Here is a 20,416-nt window from a genome sequence, read left to right on the forward strand (position 1 = left end):
CACAGGCGATACACCCGCTGTCAGATTAGAGAGATGGAATCTTCATTCACTGGACCCAATATAGGCGGGTCGCAAACGTCAATCCACCTGCAACTCCAGCTTTCCCCGTGTTGAAGTACCTTTTTTGCGGGCCCCTCCGGTTAACGACCACGCGATCGTATGGCACTGGGTCGGGACCGCGCCGGAAAGCGCCTGGTCACGCCGCACGGACTTGCTGAAGGAAACTGGTCACCTCGTTCGAAAGGGCGTCCGCTTCGGTGTTCATCTCCAGCGATGCGTCGACCACCTGGACGGCGGCCTCGCCGGTTTGGGCGGCGGCGGCGGCGATGGCGTCGATGCTGGACAAAACGAGGCTGGTTCCGTCCGCGACCTCGACCACGTTGCGGGCAATCTCCCGCGTCGCTGCCCCCTGCTGCTCCACCGCCGTGGCGATGGCTCCGGTGATGACGTCGATTTCCGAGATCGTGCGGCCGATCTTGCGGATCGCGTCGACGGTTCGTGCGGTTACCATCTGTATGCTGCCGATCTGGTTGCTGATCTCCTCGGTGGCCTTGGCCGTCTGGGCGGCAAGGTGCTTCACCTCCCCCGCCACCACCGCGAAGCCCTTCCCCGCCTCCCCGGCGCGGGCCGCTTCGATGGTCGCGTTCAGCGCCAACAGATTGGTCTGGGCGGCGACCTCGCCGATCAGCCGGACGACCTCGCCGATCCGGGCGGCCGCTTCATTCAGGCTCTGGGCCGTGACATCGGTTTCGCGGGCGTCGGCGACCGCAGACCGGGCGATCCGTGCGGAGGTCTCGACCTGCCGCGTGATCTCGGCGATCGAGGAGGACAACTGCTCCGCCGCCGACGCCACCGTCTCAACCCGGCTCATGGCCGTGCGGGACGCCACGGTTGCCGATGCCGCTTCCGTCGCGGCCTGCCCGGCATATTCGGCCATCGATTCGGCACTGGCATGCATATCGGAGGAGGATCGGGCGACCCGTTCCGTCGCGGACATGAAGGTCGATTGAAAATGAGCCGCAAGTTCAAGCGTCGTCTTGCGGCGCTCCTCGGCCGCCTGATGGCGCAACCGCCCGGCGCGCTCCTCGGCCTCCTGAGCGGCCAACGCATTGATTCGGAACACTTCCAGCGCCGACGCCATATCGGCGATCTCGTCGCGTCCAGCCATCCGCAGCGGGGCGTCCAGGCGCCCGCCGGCAACCTCCGCCATGGCCGTCGAAAGGCGTGACAGCCGGTTGACCACGAAATGGCCAACATACAGCCACGTAATCAGCACCGTTCCGGCGACGGTCGCGACATTGATCCCGATCAGCAGGCGACGTCCATTCTCGATACGCTCGGTGGCGCCGGCGACCAGCTCGTCGCTCTCGGTACGGACGACATGAACGAGCTGCGACCCGGCCATGTTCAACTCTTCGGACCGCTGATGGCTCTCGATCGAGGCGGTGCGGCTGGCATTCCCCGCCAGAAGTTCGGCACGGCGCAATGCGAGCAGACCGTCGGCCGCACTCCCCTGGCCCGCCATCGCCATGAGAGGCGGTTCCAGAGATGTGGCGCTTTCCGCCGGGAGGACCGCCAACAGGGCGTGCGCCCGAACGGCCAGAGCCGCAATGGTCTCCCGTTGCGCATCGAGCTCGCGGATGTCAAGCATGCCCGATCCGGCGCGCAGGCGATCCAGCATGTCCCCGGCGACAGAGGTCAAATCCCAAACCGTCGTGAACGCACTCAACGGCTCGGCCGATCCAGCCAGCGTGTCACCGGCAGCCCTATGCTCCAGCGCCGCACGGGCGGCGGCGGCCGTGGAACGGCTGGCATCTACGAAGGCGCCGTAAGCCTTTTCGGTCGCGCGCAGGGCCGATTGCCGCTTCGTTTGCCAGTCGAGACGCTCGGTCACCGCCTGAATCTGCGCCTCCAGCGCGCTGCGCATGCGATCGACGGTTCCGGTCAGTCCGGCGAGGATCGGATCATCCGGACGCAGCGGCAGAAGCTTTTCGACCGTTTCGGACAGGAGATCGACCTGGGCGCGCATGTCATCGGCGAGAGGCGGCAGATCCCTGCGGTTGGCAAGCCCTTCCAGTTCCGGCGCCCGGGCCATGACAGTGCCGGTGTCCGCCTGGAGCTGCTGGGCAAGCAGTACCGTGGACAACCCCTTGCCGCTGATGGTCAGAATGCGGTCATGGACATCGTTCATCGCCCAGAGACCGATGCCGCTCGCCACCGCGGCAAGTATCGCGACCGCGCCGAAGGCAAAAAACAGCTTGGCGCGAATGCTGACGTACAAGGACTTTCCGGAACGGACTTTTCCCATGCCCTCCCCCCTGGCTACTTATGCTTGCAATTGACACGCTGTCACGGTGGAGACGATCGGATAGCTTTGTTCTACAAGCGCCCCTCCCGGAGACCGGCGCGGGATCAGGTCTCGGTCAGGGCCAGGGCCAAGCGGAGATGCTCCCGGCAATCAGCCACCATCCGCGCGATCAGGTCCGCGCAGGTGGGAATGTCGTCGATCAGACCAACCACCATGCCGGCCGTCACCACGCCGCCATGCACATCGCCGGCCTCCAGGGCGGCACGGCCACGCGCGCCGGCAACCAGGGGGCGGATATCCTCGAAAAGGCAGCCACCGGGTCGCCCTTCCATCGCCACCACCTCCTCTGACACCGCATTGCGGAAAACCCGGGCGGTGTTCTTCAGGGTCCGGAAGATCAGTCTGGTGTCGCGCTCCGACGCCTGGACCAGCGCCTGCTTGATGGCCTCGTGAACCGGCGCCTCCCTCGTGCACAGGAAGCGGGTGCCCATATTGACGCCCTGCGCCCCCAATGCCAGCGCCGCGGCCATGCCGCGCCCGTCGCCGATCCCACCCGACGCCACCACCGGGATCCTCAGCGCCCTGACCGCGGCGGGAATCAGCACCAGACCGGGAATGTCGTCCTCGCCCGGATGGCCGGCGCATTCGAAACCGTCGATGCTGATGACGTCCACGCCGTTGCGTTCGGCGCTGAGGGCGTGACGCACGGTGGTGCATTTGTGCAGTATGCGGACACCCGCGGCCTTCATGCGCTCCACGAACGCTTTCGGACTGTTGCCGGCGGTCTCGACGATGGTCACGCCGCTCTCGATGATGACATCGAGATAGCGCTCGTAGGGCGGCGGCGTGACGGCGGGCAGAATCGTCAGGTTGACGCCGAACGGCTTGTCGGTCATGGCGCGGCACCGGGCGATTTCCGATGCCAGCTCTTCAGGCGTCGGCTGGGTGAGAGCCGTCAGGATGCCAAGTCCACCGGCATTGGAGACCGCAGCCGCCAGTTCCGCCCGCCCGACCCACTGCATGCCGCCCTGAATGATCGGATACTCGATGCCGAGCAGCCGCGTGATCTCCGTCTTCATGCCCCTCTCCTCCCCTTCGTTCCGGCTCAGGACTTCGCGCGGTCATCCAGACCGAGCGAGCGGCCAATGATTTCCTTCATGATTTCGGAACTGCCGGCGAAGATGCGGGTGATCCGGGCATCGGTGTAGATGCGGCTGATCCGGTATTCCTCCATGTAGCCGGCGCCGCCATGGAGTTGCACGCAGTCGTCGGCGACCCGCCCTTCCAACTCGCTGGTGATCAGCTTCGCCGCGGCGGCCGTCTCGCCGGTCAGACGGCCGGCGTTATGCTCCAGGACGCATTGGTCGACGAAGGTTTGCGCCGCGTCGAGCTGCGCACGCATCTCCGCCAACTTGAAACGGCTGTTCTGGAAGGTTCCGATGGGGCGGCCGAAGGCATGGCGCTCCTTGACATAGTCGAGCGTCAGATCGAACGCCACCTGGGCATGGGCAATCGACCCGACGGCCGCGATCAGCCGCTCCTCGGCCAGCCCATGGGCCAGCAAATGGAATCCCCTGGTCGGATCGCCCAGGACATTCGCCTTGGGAACCCGCACATTGTCAAAGAACAGCTCGGCGGTGTCCTGGGCATGCAGCCCCATCTTGTGGAACCGCCCACCGCGGGAAAAGCCTTCCATCCCGCGCTCGACGATGAACAGGCCGATGCCATGGCGGCTGTCGGGCACCGTGCGCGCCGCCACAACCACCGCGTCGGCCAGCAATCCATTGGAGATATAGGTCTTCGAACCGTTGAGCAGCCAGTGGTCGCCACGATCCTCCGCCCGTGTCCGCATGCTGGCGAGGTCGGACCCCGCCCCGGGCTCGGTCATCGCGACCGCCAGGATGGTTTCCCCGCTGACCGCGCCGGGAAGGAAGCGCCGCTTCTGTTCCTCCGTGCCGAAACGGCCGATATAGGGGGCGACGATGCGGGAATGGAGAACCAGGAAGAACCCTGGCTCGCCGTGGCGGAAATTCTCCTCATAGACGATCTGCTCGTACCGGAAATCATCCACGCCGGCGCCGCCATAGGTTTCCGGCGCCCACATGAGCAGCAGGCCCTGCCGCCCCGCCTTCAGGAAAGCGTCGCGGTCGACCTGCCCCTGGTCGCGCCAGCGCGCCGCCTCGGGACCGATCTCCTTCTGGAAGAACCGCCGCACCGAATCCCGAAACTGTTTATGCTCTTCATCGAAAATCGTCCGACGCATGATCATCGTCTCCCTTCGTCCAACCGCTCAGGCAGAGCCGACCACCGGCAGGAACGCTTCGTTGCGCGCAGCGCGTTCGACCAGCCAGGGCGACGGAAGGAAGCGCGGCCCATGGCGCTCCGCCAATTCCTGACACGCGGCGACGAACGCGCGAAGCCCCACGGTGTCGATGTAGGACAGCGTCCCCCCTGTCCAGGTGGGGAAACCGAGTCCCAGGATCGACCCGAGATCCGCCCCGGCGGCATCGGTGATCACACCCTCCTCGACGCAACGCGCCGTCTCCAGCGCCTGGATGCACAACAGACGGCGCTTCACCTCGTCAACCCCCGGCTGTTCGGCCGCGACGGGATAAAGTTCGGCCAGACCGGGCCAAAGATGCTTGCGCGCTCCCGGCGGGAAATCATAGAAGCCGCCGCCGCTCTTGCGCCCAAGCCGCCCTAGCCGGGAAAATTCATGAGGGTTGGCGGGTGTAGCGGCATCCGTTGAGCGGCCGTAGGATTTGGGTGCTGACGCCAACTCCTGCCGTTTCCGGAGCGCCCACCCGCCATGGTTGATCATACCCTGCCGCTGCCCGGCCTGTCACCCGTTGCTGGAAAGCCGGTGATCGGGCGCTTTGATGGCGGCCGCCTGTCCTCCGATGGCGGGCTGCTGGTGCTGCGGGAGGTGGCGAAGCGGCTGCGGATTGCCGATCGGCTGGCCGCCTGTATTGAGGACCCGCGCGATCCAACGCGCACCGTGCATTCGCTGGCCGACATCATCGGCTTTCGCCTGCTGGCCATCGCGGCGGGCTACGAGGACGGCAACGACGCCGGCAGCCTACGCTCCGACCCGCTGTTCAAGATGGCCCTGGAACGCCTGCCGTCCGAGCGTGACCTTTGCTCGCAAGCCACCATCTCGCGCCTGGAGAACCTGCCGGATACCCGCGCACTGCTGCGCATGGGCCGAGCCATGGTCGATCTCTACTGCGCGTCCTTTCGCCAGGTGCCCAAGCGCATCGTGCTGGATGTAGACGACACCTTCGACACGGTGCATGGCGGTCAGCAGTTGCGCCTGTTCAACGCCCATTATGACGAGTACGGCTTCCAGCCCATCGTTGTCTTCGACGGCAACGGCCGCTTTGTCACCGCTGTGCTGCGCCCAGCCAAGCGGCCCAAGGGGACGGAGATCCGGACCTTCCTGCGTCGCCTGCTCCGCGCCATTCGGGCAAACTGGCCCAAGACCGAGATCCTGCTGCGCGCCGACGGCCATTACGCCTGCCCGGAGGTGCTGGACTGGTGCGAGGCGGAGGGGCTCGACTACGTGCTCGGTCTGCCGACCAGCAGCACACTGCGCCGTCACGTCACCACGCTGGAGGCCAGCACCGCGGCGCGCTTCCAGGCCATGCCCGGAGCCGACAAGGTGCGCCGCTTCAAGGAATTCTATGACGGGGCCAGCACCTGGAGCCGGGTCCGCCGCATCGTCGCGCGCGTCGAGGCAGGAGACCAGGGCACCGACAGCCGCTTCATCGTCACCAACCTACGCCACGGCACGGGTCGCTGGCTGTATGCCGGCCTGTATTGCGCGAGGGGACAGGCGGAAAATCATATAAAAGCCTGGAAATCCCACCTTGCCGCAGACCGGACCTCCTGCACCAAGGCGACGGCCAACCAGTTCCGCCTGTTCCTGCACGCCGGGGCGTACTGGCTGCTGTGGAGCCTGCGCTCGCTGATGCCGAAACGCTCCCGCTGGCGCACGGTGCAATTCGACACCTTGCGGCTGCGCTTGGTGAAGACCGCCGCGCGTATCGTGGAGATGAAGACGCAGATCAAGGTGCACCTGCCGACCAGCGCGCCTGATCAGGCGATCATCCACCTCGCCCTCGGCCGCATGCCCCGGCTCATCTGCTGAGCACCGGGGCAGCGTGCCCCAGCCGTCACCCAATCCCCTCCACCACCAACTCCGACACCGTCACGCCGCCGTCAGCGCGGCGGCCGACGACGCGCGCCCATACAGCCCAACGTTGATCATCTCAACGCGGCGACCAGACCGCTCGCCACCCTGGTGAATAAAGGCGGCTAGGAGCATCGAATGAATTTACCAGAAGGACTGCTGTACGCGGTTGAGGACGGCGTCGCCACGATCACGCTATCGCGACCCCACGAGGGCAACGCTCTGACCTGGGACATGCATCGCGGGTTGCGGGAGCTCTGGCGCCGTGTCGACGACGACCGGGACGTGCAGGTTGTCATCGTGACCGGCGCGGGCGAGCGCCATTTCTGCACCGGCGCTTCGGTGTCGGCCCTTAAGACCGGCGAGGCGGACGCCTTGCAACACGGCACCTTCCAGGAGGTCAATCACCTCTCTCCCCACCAGAACAAGGTCTGGAAGCCGGTCATCTGCTGCGTGAACGGGTTGGTGGCCGGTGGCGGCTTCCATTTCGTCGTCGACAGCGACATCGTCGTCGCCTCTGCCAAGGCGTCGTTCATGGACCCACACACCAGCGTCGGCCAGGTCGGCGCGTTGGAGAACATCGGCATCGCCCGACGGTCCACGCTTGGCACGGCGCTGCTGCTGACGCTTGCCGGACGTAACTATCGGATGACTGCGGAGCGCGCTTTCCAAGTGGGATTGGTGGATTTGCTGGAACCCGACGCGCCATCGGCAATGGCGCGGGCGCGGGAATTGGCCAAAGCCATCGCAGCCAACTCGCCCAACGCCTTGCGCCTGTCCAAGCAGGCGATCTGGGGGGCTTTGGAAAGCGGTTATGAACGGTCGCTTGAACATGGCTGGAATTTGCTGCGCCTTCAATGGAGCCACCCCGATTTCGAGGAGGGGCCGAGGGCATTCATGGAAAGGCGGCAACCGGCCTGGAATCCGGACCGCAACGCAAGACGATGAAACAGGGGAAGAAAAAATGGGATTGCTTGACGGCAAGGTCGCCATCATCACCGGCGCGGGCGGCGGACTCGGTCGCGAATACGCTCTTCTGTTCGCCCGCGAGGGAGCCAAAATCGTCGTCAATGATTTCGGCGGCTCCGCAGACGGGCGCGGCGAGGGATCACCGGCCGCTCAAATGGTGGTGAAGGAAATCCGCGACCATGGTGGCGAAGCCGTCGCCAATGGTGGCGATGTCGCCGACCCGGCAACCGGAAGCGCTCTGCTTCAAGCGGCCATCGATTCCTTCGGACGGGTCGATATTCTCGTCAACAACGCCGGCATTCTGCGCGACAAAAGCTTTATCAAGATGGAGGAAGAGGACTGGGACGCCATTGTCCGTGTCCATCTGAAGGGCACTTATGCGGTGACCCGGCCAATCTTCGCCTGGATGAAGGAAAACGGCGGTGGCGGTGTGATCGTCAACACCTCGTCGGCCTCTGGATTGCTTGGCAATTTCGGGCAATCGAACTACGGCGCCGCCAAGGCAGGCATCTGGGGTTTGAGCAACGTACTTGCCATCGAAGGCGCCAAATTCGGAATCCGTGTCTGGACGATCGCACCGACCGCGACAACCCGCCTGACCGAAAAACTGCTGCCTCCGGATTTGGCTGAGAAGTGGCAACCCCACCGCATTGCGCCGGCTGTTCTCTACATGGTCAGCGATGCATCCAAGCCATTGTCCGGAAAGACCGTCGCTATTTCCGGAACCAAATTTCACGAATTGAAAGTGGTGTCGGCACCGGGCTTCCGACCTGGCGATGAGCTCCCCACGGTTCAGGACTTCATCGACAACGTCGCTCAAATCTTTCTGCCGGATCAGGCCCCAATCACTTTCGATTGACGCTTCTCGATCATGGTCGAATAGCTCGCAATCGTCGTCTGAGCTGGCTCCCATTTCCCGGACAGTTTGGCGGCTGGAATAAGCTTGGTTCAGGTTCGTGTCACGCCGCCAATCTGTTCCGGTTGAGTGTGCCCCCGCTCGTCGATCAGCCGCATCAACTCCAGGTTCACGGCCGGCTCGCCTTTGGCCGCTCCTTAGTAGCTGGACCGGCTGATCGAAACCAGCTCGCACTGTCGGGTGATCGACAGACGCGGACGATCCGCCTCGCCCAGCTCCCGCCTCCGACCGATGCTCATCGACCGGAGGCCTTGCGCAAAAAATACCGCTCCACGACCAACTGGCCGATCATGGCGTGCAGCTTCTCCACCTCGCCCTGATGGCTGGTTTCAGCGGCTTCCGCCTTGCCGGCGAACACACCAGCCATCCCCTCCATCGCCTGCTTCTTCCAGGCGCTGATCAGCGTCTGGTGTACGCCGTGCTTGGCCACAAGTTCCGACACCGTCAGCTCACCCCGGATCGCCTCCAGCGCCATCTTCGCCTTGAACTCCGCCGAATACCGCTTCCGTTTCCCCGTCATCGGGGCCGTCCCTCTTCCTGGGCGAACCCCGACTGTCCGGGAAACGGGGACCATCTCACCATTTTGTGGTTCCCCCGAGTGCATTATATGGGTGCTCTCGTAACACTTTATGGTTCCATCCAAACAGACCATGCGCTTCGACCTGACCGACCTGCGGCTGTTCCTGCATATCGTGGAAACCGGCAGCATCACCGCCGGGGCGGAGCGCAGCGCCATGGCGCTCGCATCCGCCAGCGCACGGGTGCGCGGGATGGAGGAGACTCTCGGTATTCCCCTCTTGGAACGCTCGCGCCGGGGCGTCCGCCCCACCCCGGCCGGGCTGGCGGTTGTTCATCATGCCCGCCTCGTGCTGCACCAGTTGGAGCGGATGCGCGGCGAGCTGGCGGAATATGCCAAGGGGCTGAAAGGCCATGTCCGGCTGCTGTCCAACACCGCGGCCATCAATGAATTCCTCCCCGAGGCGCTGGCCGGCTTCCTGGCCGACAATCCCAGCATCGACATCGATCTGGAGGAACGGCCGAGCCATCTCATCGTCGAGGCGGTGGCCGCTGGATTGGCGGATCTGGGGGTGGTCGCCGACATGGTCGATCTCGGCAGGCTGGAGACCCGCCCCTTCCGCAGCGACCGGCTCGTCGCCGTCCTGCCGCTGCGCCACCGGTTGGCGGAACGCGACGGTGTCGCCTTCGCCGAGCTGTTGGATGAACCCTTCGTCGGTCTTAGCGCCGGCAGCGCGCTTCAGGACTATCTGAACAGCCATGCCACCCGGGCCGGCCGCAGCCTGTCCTACCGCGTGCGGGTGCGGGGACCGGTGGCGCTCTGCCGTCTGGTGGAGCGCGGGGTCGGGGTCGGCATCGTCCCGGAAACCGCGGCGCTGCGCGCGCTCGACAGCAGCGGCCTCCGCGTCATGCCATTGACCGACCCCTGGGCGCCCCGCCTGCTGGTGCTGTGCGCCCGCAACTTCGCTGATCTTTCCGCCCATGCCCGCCGGCTTGTCGATTGCTTGTCCGAAAACGCGCCGGCTGGAACCGGAAAGACCGTTTAGTCAATATCACTGACGCTTCCCGCCGTCCCTTTTCCTGATTTTCCATCATCTTGCCGGCAAATGGCCGATGCCGACGAATCGAGTCGGCTTCGCCGCGCCCGGCCCCGTCTTCCGGTGACCGCCGGGTGCGGCGGATGAACGCTGTGCGCCTTTGCCGCGCCATTGCCCAGCACGCGTGTGTGAATGAACCATGGATAAATTCGGTGGATATGTCACCGGATTGTCCAAATCTTTGGAAAAATAACCCCAAAGGAGTGCAATTCGCCGCTTGGTCAGAAATCCTGCCGTTTATTTGCCGTCGAAATACCGGTGGGGGGATGGTACTACCAATCCAAAGAAAACCCGAGAGGAGACAATCACCATCATGCGGACGGCGACGAAGGATCTGGCGGGCGACTTGCGGCAACAGCTGGCCGAACTGGTGCGCAGCCGGGTTCCGAATGCGCGGGCGGAGCGCTTCGTACAGCGCTTCTACGCCAACGTGCCCCCCGACGACCTGCTGCGCGGCACGCCGGAACAGCTTTACGGCGCCGCTCTCGCCATGTGGCAATGGGGTCAGCAGCGCGAAGCCGGCCGGCCCAAGGTGCGGGTCTATGCGCCGCGGCTGGACGAGCATGGCTGGCAGGCCGAACGCTCGGTGGTCGAGATCGTCAATGACGACATGCCCTTCCTGGTCGATTCCGTCACTGCGGAGCTGAACCGGCAGGGCGTCACCGTCCATCTCGTCATCCATCCCGTCACCCGCGTCGTCCGCGACGCCGACGGCCGCATCGTCGAGCTGTTGGAATCGGGTGAGGAGAAAGAGGGCGCGCGGGACGAGTCCTTCATGCACTGCTCGATCGACCCGCTGTCGGACCCGGCCGCCCAGACCCGTCTGCGCGAGGGGATCGAACGGGTGCTGACCGACGTCCGCGCCGCGGTGGAGGATTGGATGCCGATGCGCGAGCGCGTGCGCGCCGCCCGCGACGACATCGCCCACGCCCCCGACGCCGAGGAATCCAAGGAGGCGGCCGACTTCCTGAGCTGGGTCGACGACGGCAACATGACCCTGCTGGGCAGCCGCCTCTACACCGCCGCCATCGGCGACGAAGGCCGTGAGCCATGGCTGGAGCTGGTCGACGGCAGCGGCAGCGGCGTGCTGCGCGACCCCGAGGTCACCGTGTTCGACGAGCATGGACATGCCGCCGTCCTGCCGGAGGAAATCCGCGCCTTCCTGCATCAGCCCCGCGCGCTGCTGGTGACCAAGGGGACCCGGCAGGCCACCGTCCACCGCTCGGTCCCGCTCGACGCCATCCTGGTCAAGCGCTTCGACGACCAGGGCAAGGTGGTCGGCGTCACGCTGGCGGTCGGCCTGTTCACCTCCGTCGCCTACAACCGCAGCCCGCGCGAAATCCCGTTCCTGCGACGCAAGGTCGCCCGCGTCATGGAGCGCGCCGGCTTCGACCCGTCGGGCCATGACGGCAAGGCGCTGCTGAACATCCTGGAAACCTACCCGCGCGACGAGCTGTTCCAGACCCCGGCGGACGAGCTGTTCGAAACGGCGGTCGGCATCCTCTATCTCCAGGAACGCCAGCGGCTCGCCCTGTTCGTCCGCCGCGATCCGTTCGAGCGCTTCGTCTCCGCCCTGGTCTTCGTGCCGCGCGACCGCTACGACACGGCTTTGCGCCGCAAGATCCAGTCGGTGCTGGAAACCGCTTTCCGCGGCACCTGCACCTCCTACTTCACCCAGCTGTCGGACAGCGCGCTCGCCCGCCTGCACCTGATGGTGAAGACGGAACCGGGCCAGACCCCGGCGGTCGACATCGGCGAGATCGAGGCGCGGCTGGTCCAGGTCTCCCGCAGTTGGGCCGACCGCATCCGTGACGCCCTGGTCGAGGCGCTGGGCGAGGAGGCCGGCAACGCCCGGCTGCGCCGCTATGCTGACGCCTTCCCCGCCGGCTACCGCGAGACCTTCACGGCGGAGGCCGCGGTCCACGACATCGACCGCATCGAACGGGTGCTGGCCGAACAGCGCCTCGGCATCGTGCTGTTCCACCCGCTGGAGGCCGACGGCGACGAGCTGCACGTCAAGATCTACCACCAGGGCCGCCCGGTGCCGCTGTCCGACGTGCTGCCGATGCTGGAGCATATGGACCTGAAGGTCATCACCGAGCAGCCCTATGAGGTCCGCCCGGCCGGCGGCGCCCCGTCGGTGTGGATCCACGACTTCTCGGCCCGCACCCAGACCGGCCTGGCCGTCGACTGCGTCAAGGTCAAGCAGACCTTCCAGGAGGCCTTCGCCGACATCTGGGACGGCCGGATGGAGGATGACGGCTTCAACCGTCTGGTGCTGCGCGCCGGGCTGGCCGGGCGCGAGGTCACGATCCTGCGCGCCTATGCCAAATACCTGAAGCAGGCCCGTTTCGCCTACGCCCAGGACACCATCGAAGCGACGCTGGCCGCCCACCCGCAGACCGCCCGCCTGCTGGCCCGGCTGTTCGCCGCCCGCTTCGACCCCAGGAACCTAGTCGACGAAGCGCCGATCCTCGAGCGGATCGAGGACGCGCTGGACGCCGTCACCAATCTGGACGACGACCGCATCCTGCGCCGCTTCGTCAATTTGATCCGCGCCACCCTGCGCACCAACGCCTATCAGACCGGGCCGGACGGCGCGCCGAAGCCGCACCTGTCCTTCAAGCTGGACAGCGGGTCGATCGAAGAGCTGCCGCTGCCGCGTCCATGGGTCGAGGTCTTCGTCTACAGCCCGCGCATGGAAGGCGTCCACCTGCGCGGTGGCAAGGTCGCCCGCGGCGGCATCCGCTGGTCCGACCGCCGTGAGGATTTCCGCACCGAGATCCTCGGCCTGATGAAGGCGCAGATGGTGAAGAACACCGTCATCGTCCCGGTGGGGTCCAAGGGCGGCTTCGTCGTCAAGCGTCCCCCGCCCGTGAGCGCCGGCCGCGAGGCCGCCCTGGCCGAAGGCATCGAGTGCTACAAGACGCTGATGCGCGGCCTGCTCGACCTCACCGACAACCTGTCGGCCGACGGCGTGGTCGTTCCGCCGAAGGAGGTCGTGCGCCATGATGCCGACGACCCCTATCTGGTGGTCGCCGCCGACAAGGGCACGGCCACCTTCTCCGACATCGCCAACGGGGTATCGGTCGATCACGGCTTCTGGCTGGGCGACGCCTTCGCGTCGGGCGGCTCGGCCGGTTACGATCACAAGGCGATGGGCATCACCGCCCGCGGCGCCTGGGAATCGGTGAAGCGCCATTTCCGCGAGATGGGCACCGACATCCAGACCACCGATTTCACCGTCGTCGGCGTCGGCGACATGTCGGGCGACGTGTTCGGCAACGGCATGCTGCTGTCCCGCCACATCCGCCTGCTGGCGGCCTTCGACCACCGCCACATCTTCCTCGACCCCGATCCCGACGCCGCGACCGGCTGGGAGGAGCGCAACCGGCTGTTCGCCCTGCCCCGCTCGTCCTGGGCCGACTATGACCGCTCCAAGCTGTCCACCGGCGCCATGATCGTCGAGCGCAGCGCCAAGACGGTGGAGCTGACGGCGGAGGTCCGCGCCCGCTTCGGCATCGAACAGGCCCATCTGTCGCCGGCCGAGCTGATGCGCCGCCTGCTGACGGCCGAGGTCGATCTGCTGTGGTTCGGCGGCATCGGCACCTACATCAAGGCCTCGACCGAGACGAACGCCGAGGCGGGCGACAAGGCCAACGACGCGCTGCGCGTCGATGGCGGCCAGATCCGCGCCAAGGTGATCGGCGAGGGCGCCAATCTGGGTGTCACCCAGCGTGGCCGCATCGAGGCCGCCCAGAAGGGACGCGATGGCCGGGGTGTGCGGCTGAACACCGACGCCATCGACAATTCGGCCGGCGTCGACACCTCCGACCATGAGGTGAACATCAAGATCCTGCTGGGCGACGTCATGGCGCGCGGCGACATGACGCTGAAGCAGCGCGACACCCTGCTGGCCGCCATGACCGACGAGGTGGCGGGGCTGGTGCTGGCCGACAATTACCGCCAGACCCAGGCCCTGACCATCGCCGAGGCGCAAGGCGCCGGCCTGCTGGAAGCCCAGCTGCGCTTCATCCGCAACCTGGAGAAGACCGGCCGGCTGAACCGCGCCATCGAGTATCTGCCGACCGACGAGGAGCTGGCCCAGCGGATGGCCGAACGCCGCGGCCTGACCCGGCCGGAGCTGGCGGTGCTGCTGGCCTACGCCAAGATCACGCTGTACGACGATCTGCTGGCGTCGGAGCTGCCGGACGATCCGGCGACGGTCGATGACCTGCTGCGCTACTTCCCGCAGCCGCTGCGCGAGGGCCAGCGCGAGGCGATCTTCCGCCACCGCCTGCGTCGCGAGATCATCGCCACCGCCGTCACCAACAGTCTGGTCAACCGCGTCGGCCCCACCTTCGTCCGCGACATGGTGGAGAAGACCGGCCTCGGCCCGGCGGATGTCGCCCGCGCCTACGCCATCACCCGCGACGTCTTCCAGCTTCGCCCGCTGTGGGACGCCATCGACGCGCTCGATACGGCCGTGCCGGCGGCCCTCCAGACCGCGCTGATGCTGGAGACCATCCATCTGCTGGAACGGGCGGTGGCTTGGTTCCTGGCGCACAGCCCGCACCCGCTGGATCTCGGCCGCGAATCCGCCGCCTTCCGTCCGGGGGTCGAGGCCCTGGGCGCCGGCCTGGACCGCTTCCTCGACGCCGAGGAATCCTCGCGCCTCGCCACCCGCATCGCCGATGCCATGGCCCAGGGCGTACCGGAGGATCTGGCCCGCCGGATCGCCGCCTTGCCGGTGCTGGCCGCCGCTCCGGATCTGGTGCGGATCGCCGAGCGCACCGGCCGCGCGGTGGAAGGCGTCGCCTCGGTCTATTTCGGTCTCGGCCGCCGCTTCGGCCTGGAATGGCTGCGCGACCGCGCCAGCACCGCCAAGGTCGACAACCACTGGCAGCGCCAAGCGGTCGCCGCCATCGTCGACGACCTGTTCGCCCACCAGAGCGCGCTCACCGTCCGCGTGCTGGAAAGTGCCGGCGACGAGGCCTCGGCGGTCGATGGCTGGATCGCCAGCCGCAAGCTGGTGGTGGAGCGGGTCGAGCAGCTTCTGGCCGAGTTGCGGGCCCAGCCGGCGGTCGACCTCGCCATGCTGGCGGTCGCCAACCGGCAGCTGCGCGGGCTCATTGCGGGGTAATGCTGTCACAGGGATAGGAGACGCTCGGTTCGGGCGGCCCGGCGGCACAGTCACGCCGCCGGGTCTCCGGAGCGCCGGTGCCTTCGCAGGCACGTTCGGGCACCGGCTTTCGGTCTCCTCGCCTCGGGCGGATCCTACGGGGTCCGCCCACTTTCTTTTTCGAAAGCAACTTTCGCGGCCATTCAGCCAGCAATCGGCTCAACCGCCGATATGGCCAGGATGGTCGCTGTCCAGCAGTGCCTCGACATGGTCGCAGACGGGGCCGAGCAGCGCCGGCCAGTCATTGTCGGTACGCTCCAGAAACACCGTGCGCACGCGGTCGCGTTCGGCGGCGACCCCGGCCGGGCCAAGCTCGTGGAAGATATGGCGCAGATTTTCCCGGTTCGCCTCCTGCGCCGCCGGTTCGTAGCTCCAGGCGAAGCGCGGATTCCCCGCCCCGTCCCACCAGTCGTCATGGCCGTAGATGGCGAAGCCCGACAGCAGATACTCGATCATGTTGATCGGCCCGGTCTCCGAGTAGGAGCCGTTGCCGACGACCAGGAAATTCTGGCGCAGGAAGGCCATCAGATCGGCGCGGTCCTTCGGCACATGGGCGACGACGCTGAAATCGCTGTTCTCCTGCAAACCGATGGCGCGCAGGGTCTGGATCAGCTCCGCGGAATTCTTGCGCGGACCGGCGTGATAGACCAGCATCCGCACCTTCGGCGGCAGGGCGAAGCCGGTGGCGAGGCGGGAGAACTCCACCTTGTCGATGGGGTGCGGGTGGATCGACAGATGCCGGACCAGCGAGGCCATATGGTCGTGACAGGCCGCCACCTGCGGATCACGGCGGGCGACGCGGCGGATGGCGACGTCGTTGCTCAACACCAGCGCGGCGAACTGATGACGCATCCAGTCCTCGGTCTCACGCACGCAATCAACCGGCGCGTTCAGGCCGAAGCGGCGGAAGGCGGCGAAGCGCCATTTGTCGACATCGAAATTGGAATTCTCGATCAGAACCGAGCGTTTCCAGTCCTTCAGCGCCGGATGCGGCAGGAAGGAGACCAGCACGTCGCGGCCCGTCGGCTCCAGCGGCGCCTCCCAGGGAGAGAAGCGCACCCGCCCACCGAACCGGCCTTGCAGCGCCGCGAAGACATGGCGGCTGAGCTGGGCGTGCCAGTGCAGCACGGCCGGATAGGCATCCGGCGGCCGCGGGAAGGAAACATGGATGGTCGGGCCGCTCATCGCCGCTCCTCCCCGCAGATGGTCGCCAGGGACAGGATGCGCCGGGCGGCGGTCGCCGGATCGATGGCGGCGATGCAATGCGCGTCGGCGGCCGTGCAGGAGGTGGAACAAGGTGGCACCGCCGCATCCGGGCGCAGGACCAGCGCGCGCCCGTCCCGGCCGCCGGTCCAGGGGCGGAAGCGGTCCGGGGCGTGGAAATGATTGGGATCGCCGCCAACCGGATGGCAGGAGAACACCGCCACCGGCACCCCGGCGGCGGCGGCCAGATGGGCGGGGGCGGAATCCATGGTGATCGCCAGCACGGCCTCCGCCATCAGCGCGGCGGCGACCCGCAGGGGGGTGGCGCCGGTCAGGTCGATGGTCCGTTCCGGCAACGCCCCGGCAAGCGCGATGGCCGCCGGCCGCTCCGCCTCCGTGCCCAGCACGGCGATCCGGGCATCGAGACGTCCGGCGACGGTAGCAACCACGGTGGCCAGCGGGCCGGGCGGATAGTCGCGGCGCGGGCTGGCGGCGCCCGGCGCAACCACCATCAGCGGCCGCCCATCACCCGCTCCAAGAAGCCGCCGCGCCTCTGCGCGATCCTCCGCCGTCAGGGTCAGCTCCAGCGGCCCCAGATCCGGCCGGGCGCCGATCGCCTCCAACAGGGCGGCGTTCTGCTCCACCTCGTGCCGGCCGGGCGGCGGCGCGATGGCGACGCCATAGGCGCGGTCGAAGCCCCGGTTGCCCTCCGCCTTCCACGGCGTGACCCGTTCGGCAAAGCCGGCGACCAGCTTTGCCCGGCTGTTGGCGGCGAGCGTCGTCGCGCCATGGCGGTCGAAGTCGTAACGCGGCACCAGAGCCAGATCGAAACCGGCGCGATAGCACTCGGCGAACAGCGCCAACCCGCCGGGGGTGATGCCGCGGAAATCGATGCCGCCGCCCTCCTTCGGCCTGGGTGCCACCACCCCATCCACCCAACGGCAGGTGATGGCCAGATCCGCCACCGTCTCGCGCACCGCCAGCAGGATGCGCGCCTGGGGCGCGGCGGCACGCAGGCCACGCAGGAAGGGGGTGGCGATCACGAAATCGCCGGCCTCGTCCAGCTTGACGACCAGGATGCTGCGGACGCCGGCCAGATCACGGACGCTCATGCCCTGCCCTCCCCTTCCCCCACATCGAAGGCGGCCGCTGGCAAACCTGCGCACCAGCGACGCCAGGCGGCGCGGTAGCCAGCCTCCACCGCGCGGACATAGCCGAACTCGTCCATCAGGGCCGACCGCCGCATCCGTTCGCGCAAGTTCCCGCGCTGCGCATCGAGGAAGGCGCGGTCGGTCGCCAGCCGGACGCCTCGGGCCAGATACTCCCCGTCGTCGCGTGTCACCAGCTCGCCGAGCCCGACGGCATCCAGCATCGTCGCCCCCCAGCGGCCGATCTTGGTCGGCCCGCTCTGGTTCAACACCGGCACCCCCATCCACAGCGCGTCACAGATCGTCGTCCCGCCATTGGCGAAGGCTGGATCCAGCGCCACGTCGATGGTGACATAGTCCTGATAGGGATCGGGGGTGATGCCGCGCAGGTCCAGCCGCTCCGCCTCGATGCCGTGTTGGGCGAAGGCGGCCAGCAGACGCAGGCCGGCCCCACCGCCATCGCCCAGCCCCCGCCATTTCAACACCAGCCGCGCCGTCGGCACCGCCGCCAGCAGCCGGGCCCACAGCGCGATGGTGGCGGCATTCACCTTGGTGATGTTGTTGAAGGACCCGAAGGTGATGTGGCCGTTGCGCTCCATCGGCGGCCGGGCCGGCGGCGCGAAGACGGATTCCGCCGGCCGGTAGCACAGCACGCAGCCGGGCAGCCGGATCAGCTCCTCCACATGCAGCGCGTCCGCCTGAGGCGGTGCGAGGCGGGGATCGGCGAACTGGTAATCGACGGCGCCGAGACCGGTGGTGTTGGGATAGAGCGGCAGGCTGACCTGCAACGGCGCCGGCCGCCGGGCCATCAGCGGCATGCGGTTGCGCGACATGTGGCCGCCGGCATCGACAAGGATGTCGATATGGTCCTCCCGGATTTGCCGGTCGAGCTCCTCGTCCGACAAGGCCGCCACGCCGCGCCAGCGGTCGGCGGCCGCCTGGAAACGGTCGGTGGTGGCATCGCGGCTGCGGTCGTTGTGATAACAGGTGACCTCGACCGCGCCGCGGTTGTGCCCCTCGATCAGCGGCAGCAGGAAATGGTAGCCCGGCCCCGGATAGCGCTGGAAGTCCGGCGACAGGTAGCCGATGCGCAGGCGCCGCTCCGGATCGCGGCTCTCCACCATATGGGGGGCGGCGGGGACGGCGGGCAGATGGCGTTCGAAGGCGCGATGCTCGCGGAAGACCTCCACCGGATCGGCCTGTTCGTCGAAACACAGGCAGAACAGCATGTTGGAGCGGATCACCGCATCGTCCGGCGCCCGGTCGAGCGCAGCGCGGAACGACGCCACCGCCTGCCCATGCAGCCCGAGCGCCATCCAGGCGACGCCGAGATTCGAATATGCCAGCGCCAGCTGTCCAGGATCCGCCAGCCGCCGCGCCCGGTTGAGCGGCGTGATCGCCTCCTCCGCCGCGTTGGCATCCAGCCGGAGCGTCCCGACATTGACCCAGGCCGCCGCGTTTCCCGGCTCCAGCGCGAGCGCCCGGCGGTGGCAGGACAGAGCCGCATCGGGTCGCAAGTCCAGTTGGAAAGCCGATCCAGCATTGACGGCCAGCACCGCATCGTCGGGCGCCACGCGCATCGCGCGTCGGGCCGCCTGCGTCGCTCCATCCAGCCCTGCCGTCGCCCGAGCCAACCCCAGTCCCGACAAGGCGAGCCCCGACGTCGGGTCCAGAACCAGCGCGTGCCTGTAGGCCCGCTCCGCCGCCAGCGTCCAGCCGCCATAAAGCCGGCCGGCCAGCGTCAGCACCACCTCCTCCGCCAGAGGATCCAGCCGCACCAGCCGCCGCAATTCTCGGATGGGCGGCGTCTCGACCATGCACAGGGTCCGCAGCGCCGCCGCGTGGCCGGGACTGAGGGCCAGCAGACGGCGGGCGGCCGGCATCGCGCCCTCGCCGTTGCCCAGCCGCTGGCCGAGCTGCATGCACTGCTCCAACGGCTCCGCCATCTGCGGCGCCCGCCCGGCCAACTCGCGGAAGACCGCCAGCGCCTCGCCGATCCGGCCGGCATCGCGCAGGGCGGCTCCCCGGTTGAAGGCCGCAAGGATCCGCTGTGGCTCCAGCCTCGCCGCCCGCCCATACCACGCCGCGGCGGGAAGCAGGCGCCCGCCATCGTAGAGAGAGTCGCCCAAGTTGCCGGCGCTTTCGGCATCCGCCGGTTCCAGAACCATCACACGCGACAATGCCTGGGCCGCGGCCCCATGCCGGCCCAGGCGCGTCTGTGCCGCCGCCTCCATCCGGGGCGGCGCCGGATCCAGCGGGGTCAACAGGGCGGCGGAACGAAAGGCGGTCGCCGCCTCCTCCCACCGCTCCGCCGCTTCCAGCAGACGGCCCAGGTTGGTCTGGAACAGCGGCTGTCGCGGGTCGGCCTTCACCGCCTGCCGGATCCGCTCGATCCCCTCCGCCAGGGCCCCCGTCTGCGCCTTGATCAGCCCCGACAGATGCAAGGCGTCCGCCTGTCTCGGCGACCGCTTCAACACCTGATCGTAGAGCGTCGCCGCCTCGGCCAACTGTCCATTCTGATGATGGGTGACGGCACGGGTCAGCAGCGTCTGTGTGTCGACGCTCCCCGTCGGCCGATGGTTCTGTTTCATCCGCTGGCGACACTCTCTGGTGGTCCGGCGGATAATGCTGGTCGGGCCGGGCCTGGACAAGCGCCAGTTCGCGCTGCCGCGCGGCCAGTGCCACGTCACGGGCACGGCTGCGCCGGCGCTGTTCCTCGGTGCGGGCACGCAGGCGTTGCTCCTGGCGCAGCCGTGTCGCCAGACGCCGCAGATCGTCGGCGGCGCGGCTTTCCGCCGCCGGCGGCAGGGCGGCCAGCGCCTCGCGGAAGTCGCCCAGCGTCGGAAAGCGGCTCCAGCCGCTGCGGAACCCGGCCCAGACCGCAT

At 67.5% G+C, this 20,416-nt stretch carries 12 protein-coding genes and 1 pseudogene; 5 read left to right on the forward strand and 8 right to left on the reverse strand.

The window, feature by feature from the left end; translation table 11 throughout:
* Positions 1 to 196 precede the first annotated feature (196 nt).
* From AZL_RS21270 to AZL_RS21285, 4 genes are all read right to left on the reverse strand, one after another.
* Positions 197 to 2,281 carry a methyl-accepting chemotaxis protein gene (locus tag AZL_RS21270; RefSeq protein WP_052293728.1) on the reverse strand — a complete coding sequence of 695 codons (2,085 nt, stop codon included), beginning with the start codon at positions 2,279 to 2,281 and terminating at the stop codon, positions 197 to 199.
* A gap of 131 nt (positions 2,282 to 2,412) precedes the next feature.
* Entirely contained in the window at positions 2,413 to 3,387 is a 975-nt protein-coding gene (locus AZL_RS21275) for an NAD(P)H-dependent flavin oxidoreductase (RefSeq protein WP_012976525.1), read from the reverse strand.
* 26 nt (positions 3,388 to 3,413) lie between these two features.
* A complete protein-coding gene (locus AZL_RS21280) occupies positions 3,414 to 4,571 on the reverse strand; it encodes an acyl-CoA dehydrogenase family protein (protein ID WP_042444763.1) in 1,158 nt (385 codons plus the stop codon).
* A gap of 27 nt (positions 4,572 to 4,598) precedes the next feature.
* The gene (locus AZL_RS21285; protein ID WP_042444419.1) at positions 4,599 to 5,087 is read right to left on the reverse strand and encodes a hypothetical protein; all 489 of its coding nucleotides are present in this window, start codon (positions 5,085 to 5,087) and stop codon (positions 4,599 to 4,601) included.
* A gap of 30 nt (positions 5,088 to 5,117) precedes the next feature.
* Between AZL_RS21285 and AZL_RS21290 the strand changes: the two genes are divergently transcribed.
* From AZL_RS21290 to AZL_RS21300, 3 genes are all read left to right on the forward strand, one after another.
* Positions 5,118 to 6,458, forward strand: coding sequence for an IS1380-like element ISAzs3 family transposase (locus AZL_RS21290; protein WP_012973088.1), 1,341 nt, complete (start codon positions 5,118 to 5,120; stop codon positions 6,456 to 6,458).
* A gap of 180 nt (positions 6,459 to 6,638) precedes the next feature.
* On the forward strand, positions 6,639 to 7,448 hold the full coding sequence (locus AZL_RS21295; protein ID WP_012976528.1) for an enoyl-CoA hydratase/isomerase family protein: 810 nt from the start codon (positions 6,639 to 6,641) through the stop codon (positions 7,446 to 7,448).
* A gap of 16 nt (positions 7,449 to 7,464) precedes the next feature.
* Positions 7,465 to 8,328, forward strand: a complete 864-nt coding sequence (locus AZL_RS21300; protein ID WP_012976529.1) for an SDR family oxidoreductase — start codon at positions 7,465 to 7,467, stop codon at positions 8,326 to 8,328.
* A 134-nt stretch (positions 8,329 to 8,462) separates the two neighbouring features.
* On the opposite strand, the pseudogene AZL_RS34580 reads toward AZL_RS21300, so the two are convergent.
* A pseudogene (locus AZL_RS34580) lies at positions 8,463 to 8,905 on the reverse strand (transposase); the annotation flags it as partial.
* A gap of 130 nt (positions 8,906 to 9,035) precedes the next feature.
* Between AZL_RS34580 and AZL_RS21310 the strand changes: the two are divergent.
* Together AZL_RS21310 and AZL_RS21315 are read left to right on the forward strand one after the other, a co-directional pair.
* Positions 9,036 to 9,947, forward strand: coding sequence for a LysR substrate-binding domain-containing protein (locus AZL_RS21310; protein WP_012976531.1), 912 nt, complete (start codon positions 9,036 to 9,038; stop codon positions 9,945 to 9,947).
* Between the two features lie 364 nt (positions 9,948 to 10,311).
* The gene (locus AZL_RS21315) at positions 10,312 to 15,141 is read left to right on the forward strand and encodes an NAD-glutamate dehydrogenase (protein WP_012976532.1); all 4,830 of its coding nucleotides are present in this window, start codon (positions 10,312 to 10,314) and stop codon (positions 15,139 to 15,141) included.
* A gap of 198 nt (positions 15,142 to 15,339) precedes the next feature.
* Here the strand turns inward: AZL_RS21315 and AZL_RS21320 are convergent, their stop codons facing one another.
* The 3 genes from AZL_RS21320 to AZL_RS33565 are packed head-to-tail and all read right to left on the reverse strand — an operon-like array spanning position 15,340 to position 20,122.
* Positions 15,340 to 16,365, reverse strand: coding sequence for a hypothetical protein (locus tag AZL_RS21320; protein WP_012976533.1), 1,026 nt, complete (start codon positions 16,363 to 16,365; stop codon positions 15,340 to 15,342).
* The gene (locus AZL_RS21325; protein ID WP_012976534.1) at positions 16,362 to 17,495 is read right to left on the reverse strand and encodes a glycosyltransferase family 9 protein; all 1,134 of its coding nucleotides are present in this window, start codon (positions 17,493 to 17,495) and stop codon (positions 16,362 to 16,364) included. Before AZL_RS21325 ends, AZL_RS21320 begins: the two co-directional genes overlap by 4 nt.
* Positions 17,492 to 20,122, reverse strand: a complete 2,631-nt coding sequence (locus tag AZL_RS33565; RefSeq protein ID WP_052293729.1) for a tetratricopeptide repeat protein — start codon at positions 20,120 to 20,122, stop codon at positions 17,492 to 17,494. The genes AZL_RS21325 and AZL_RS33565 overlap by 4 nt, the downstream gene beginning before the upstream one ends.
* Between the last annotated feature and the right edge of the window lie 294 nt (positions 20,123 to 20,416).

This window comes from Azospirillum sp. B510, assembly GCF_000010725.1.
GTDB classification, from domain to species: domain Bacteria; phylum Pseudomonadota; class Alphaproteobacteria; order Azospirillales; family Azospirillaceae; genus Azospirillum; species Azospirillum lipoferum_B.

Coding starts and splice junctions, on each gene's coding strand:
- AZL_RS21310 (WP_012976531.1), top strand. CDS start 9,036: ATGCGCTTCGACCTGACCGACCTGCGGCTGTTCCTGCATATCGTGGAA.
- AZL_RS21290 (WP_012973088.1), top strand. CDS start 5,118: ATGGTTGATCATACCCTGCCGCTGCCCGGCCTGTCACCCGTTGCTGGA.
- AZL_RS21275 (WP_012976525.1), bottom strand. CDS start 3,387: ATGAAGACGGAGATCACGCGGCTGCTCGGCATCGAGTATCCGATCATT.
- AZL_RS21320 (WP_012976533.1), bottom strand. CDS start 16,365: ATGAGCGGCCCGACCATCCATGTTTCCTTCCCGCGGCCGCCGGATGCC.
- AZL_RS33565 (WP_052293729.1), bottom strand. CDS start 20,122: ATGAAACAGAACCATCGGCCGACGGGGAGCGTCGACACACAGACGCTG.
- AZL_RS21295 (WP_012976528.1), top strand. CDS start 6,639: ATGAATTTACCAGAAGGACTGCTGTACGCGGTTGAGGACGGCGTCGCC.
- AZL_RS21315 (WP_012976532.1), top strand. CDS start 10,312: ATGCGGACGGCGACGAAGGATCTGGCGGGCGACTTGCGGCAACAGCTG.
- AZL_RS21280 (WP_042444763.1), bottom strand. CDS start 4,571: ATGCGTCGGACGATTTTCGATGAAGAGCATAAACAGTTTCGGGATTCG.
- AZL_RS21325 (WP_012976534.1), bottom strand. CDS start 17,495: ATGAGCGTCCGTGATCTGGCCGGCGTCCGCAGCATCCTGGTCGTCAAG.
- AZL_RS21300 (WP_012976529.1), top strand. CDS start 7,465: ATGGGATTGCTTGACGGCAAGGTCGCCATCATCACCGGCGCGGGCGGC.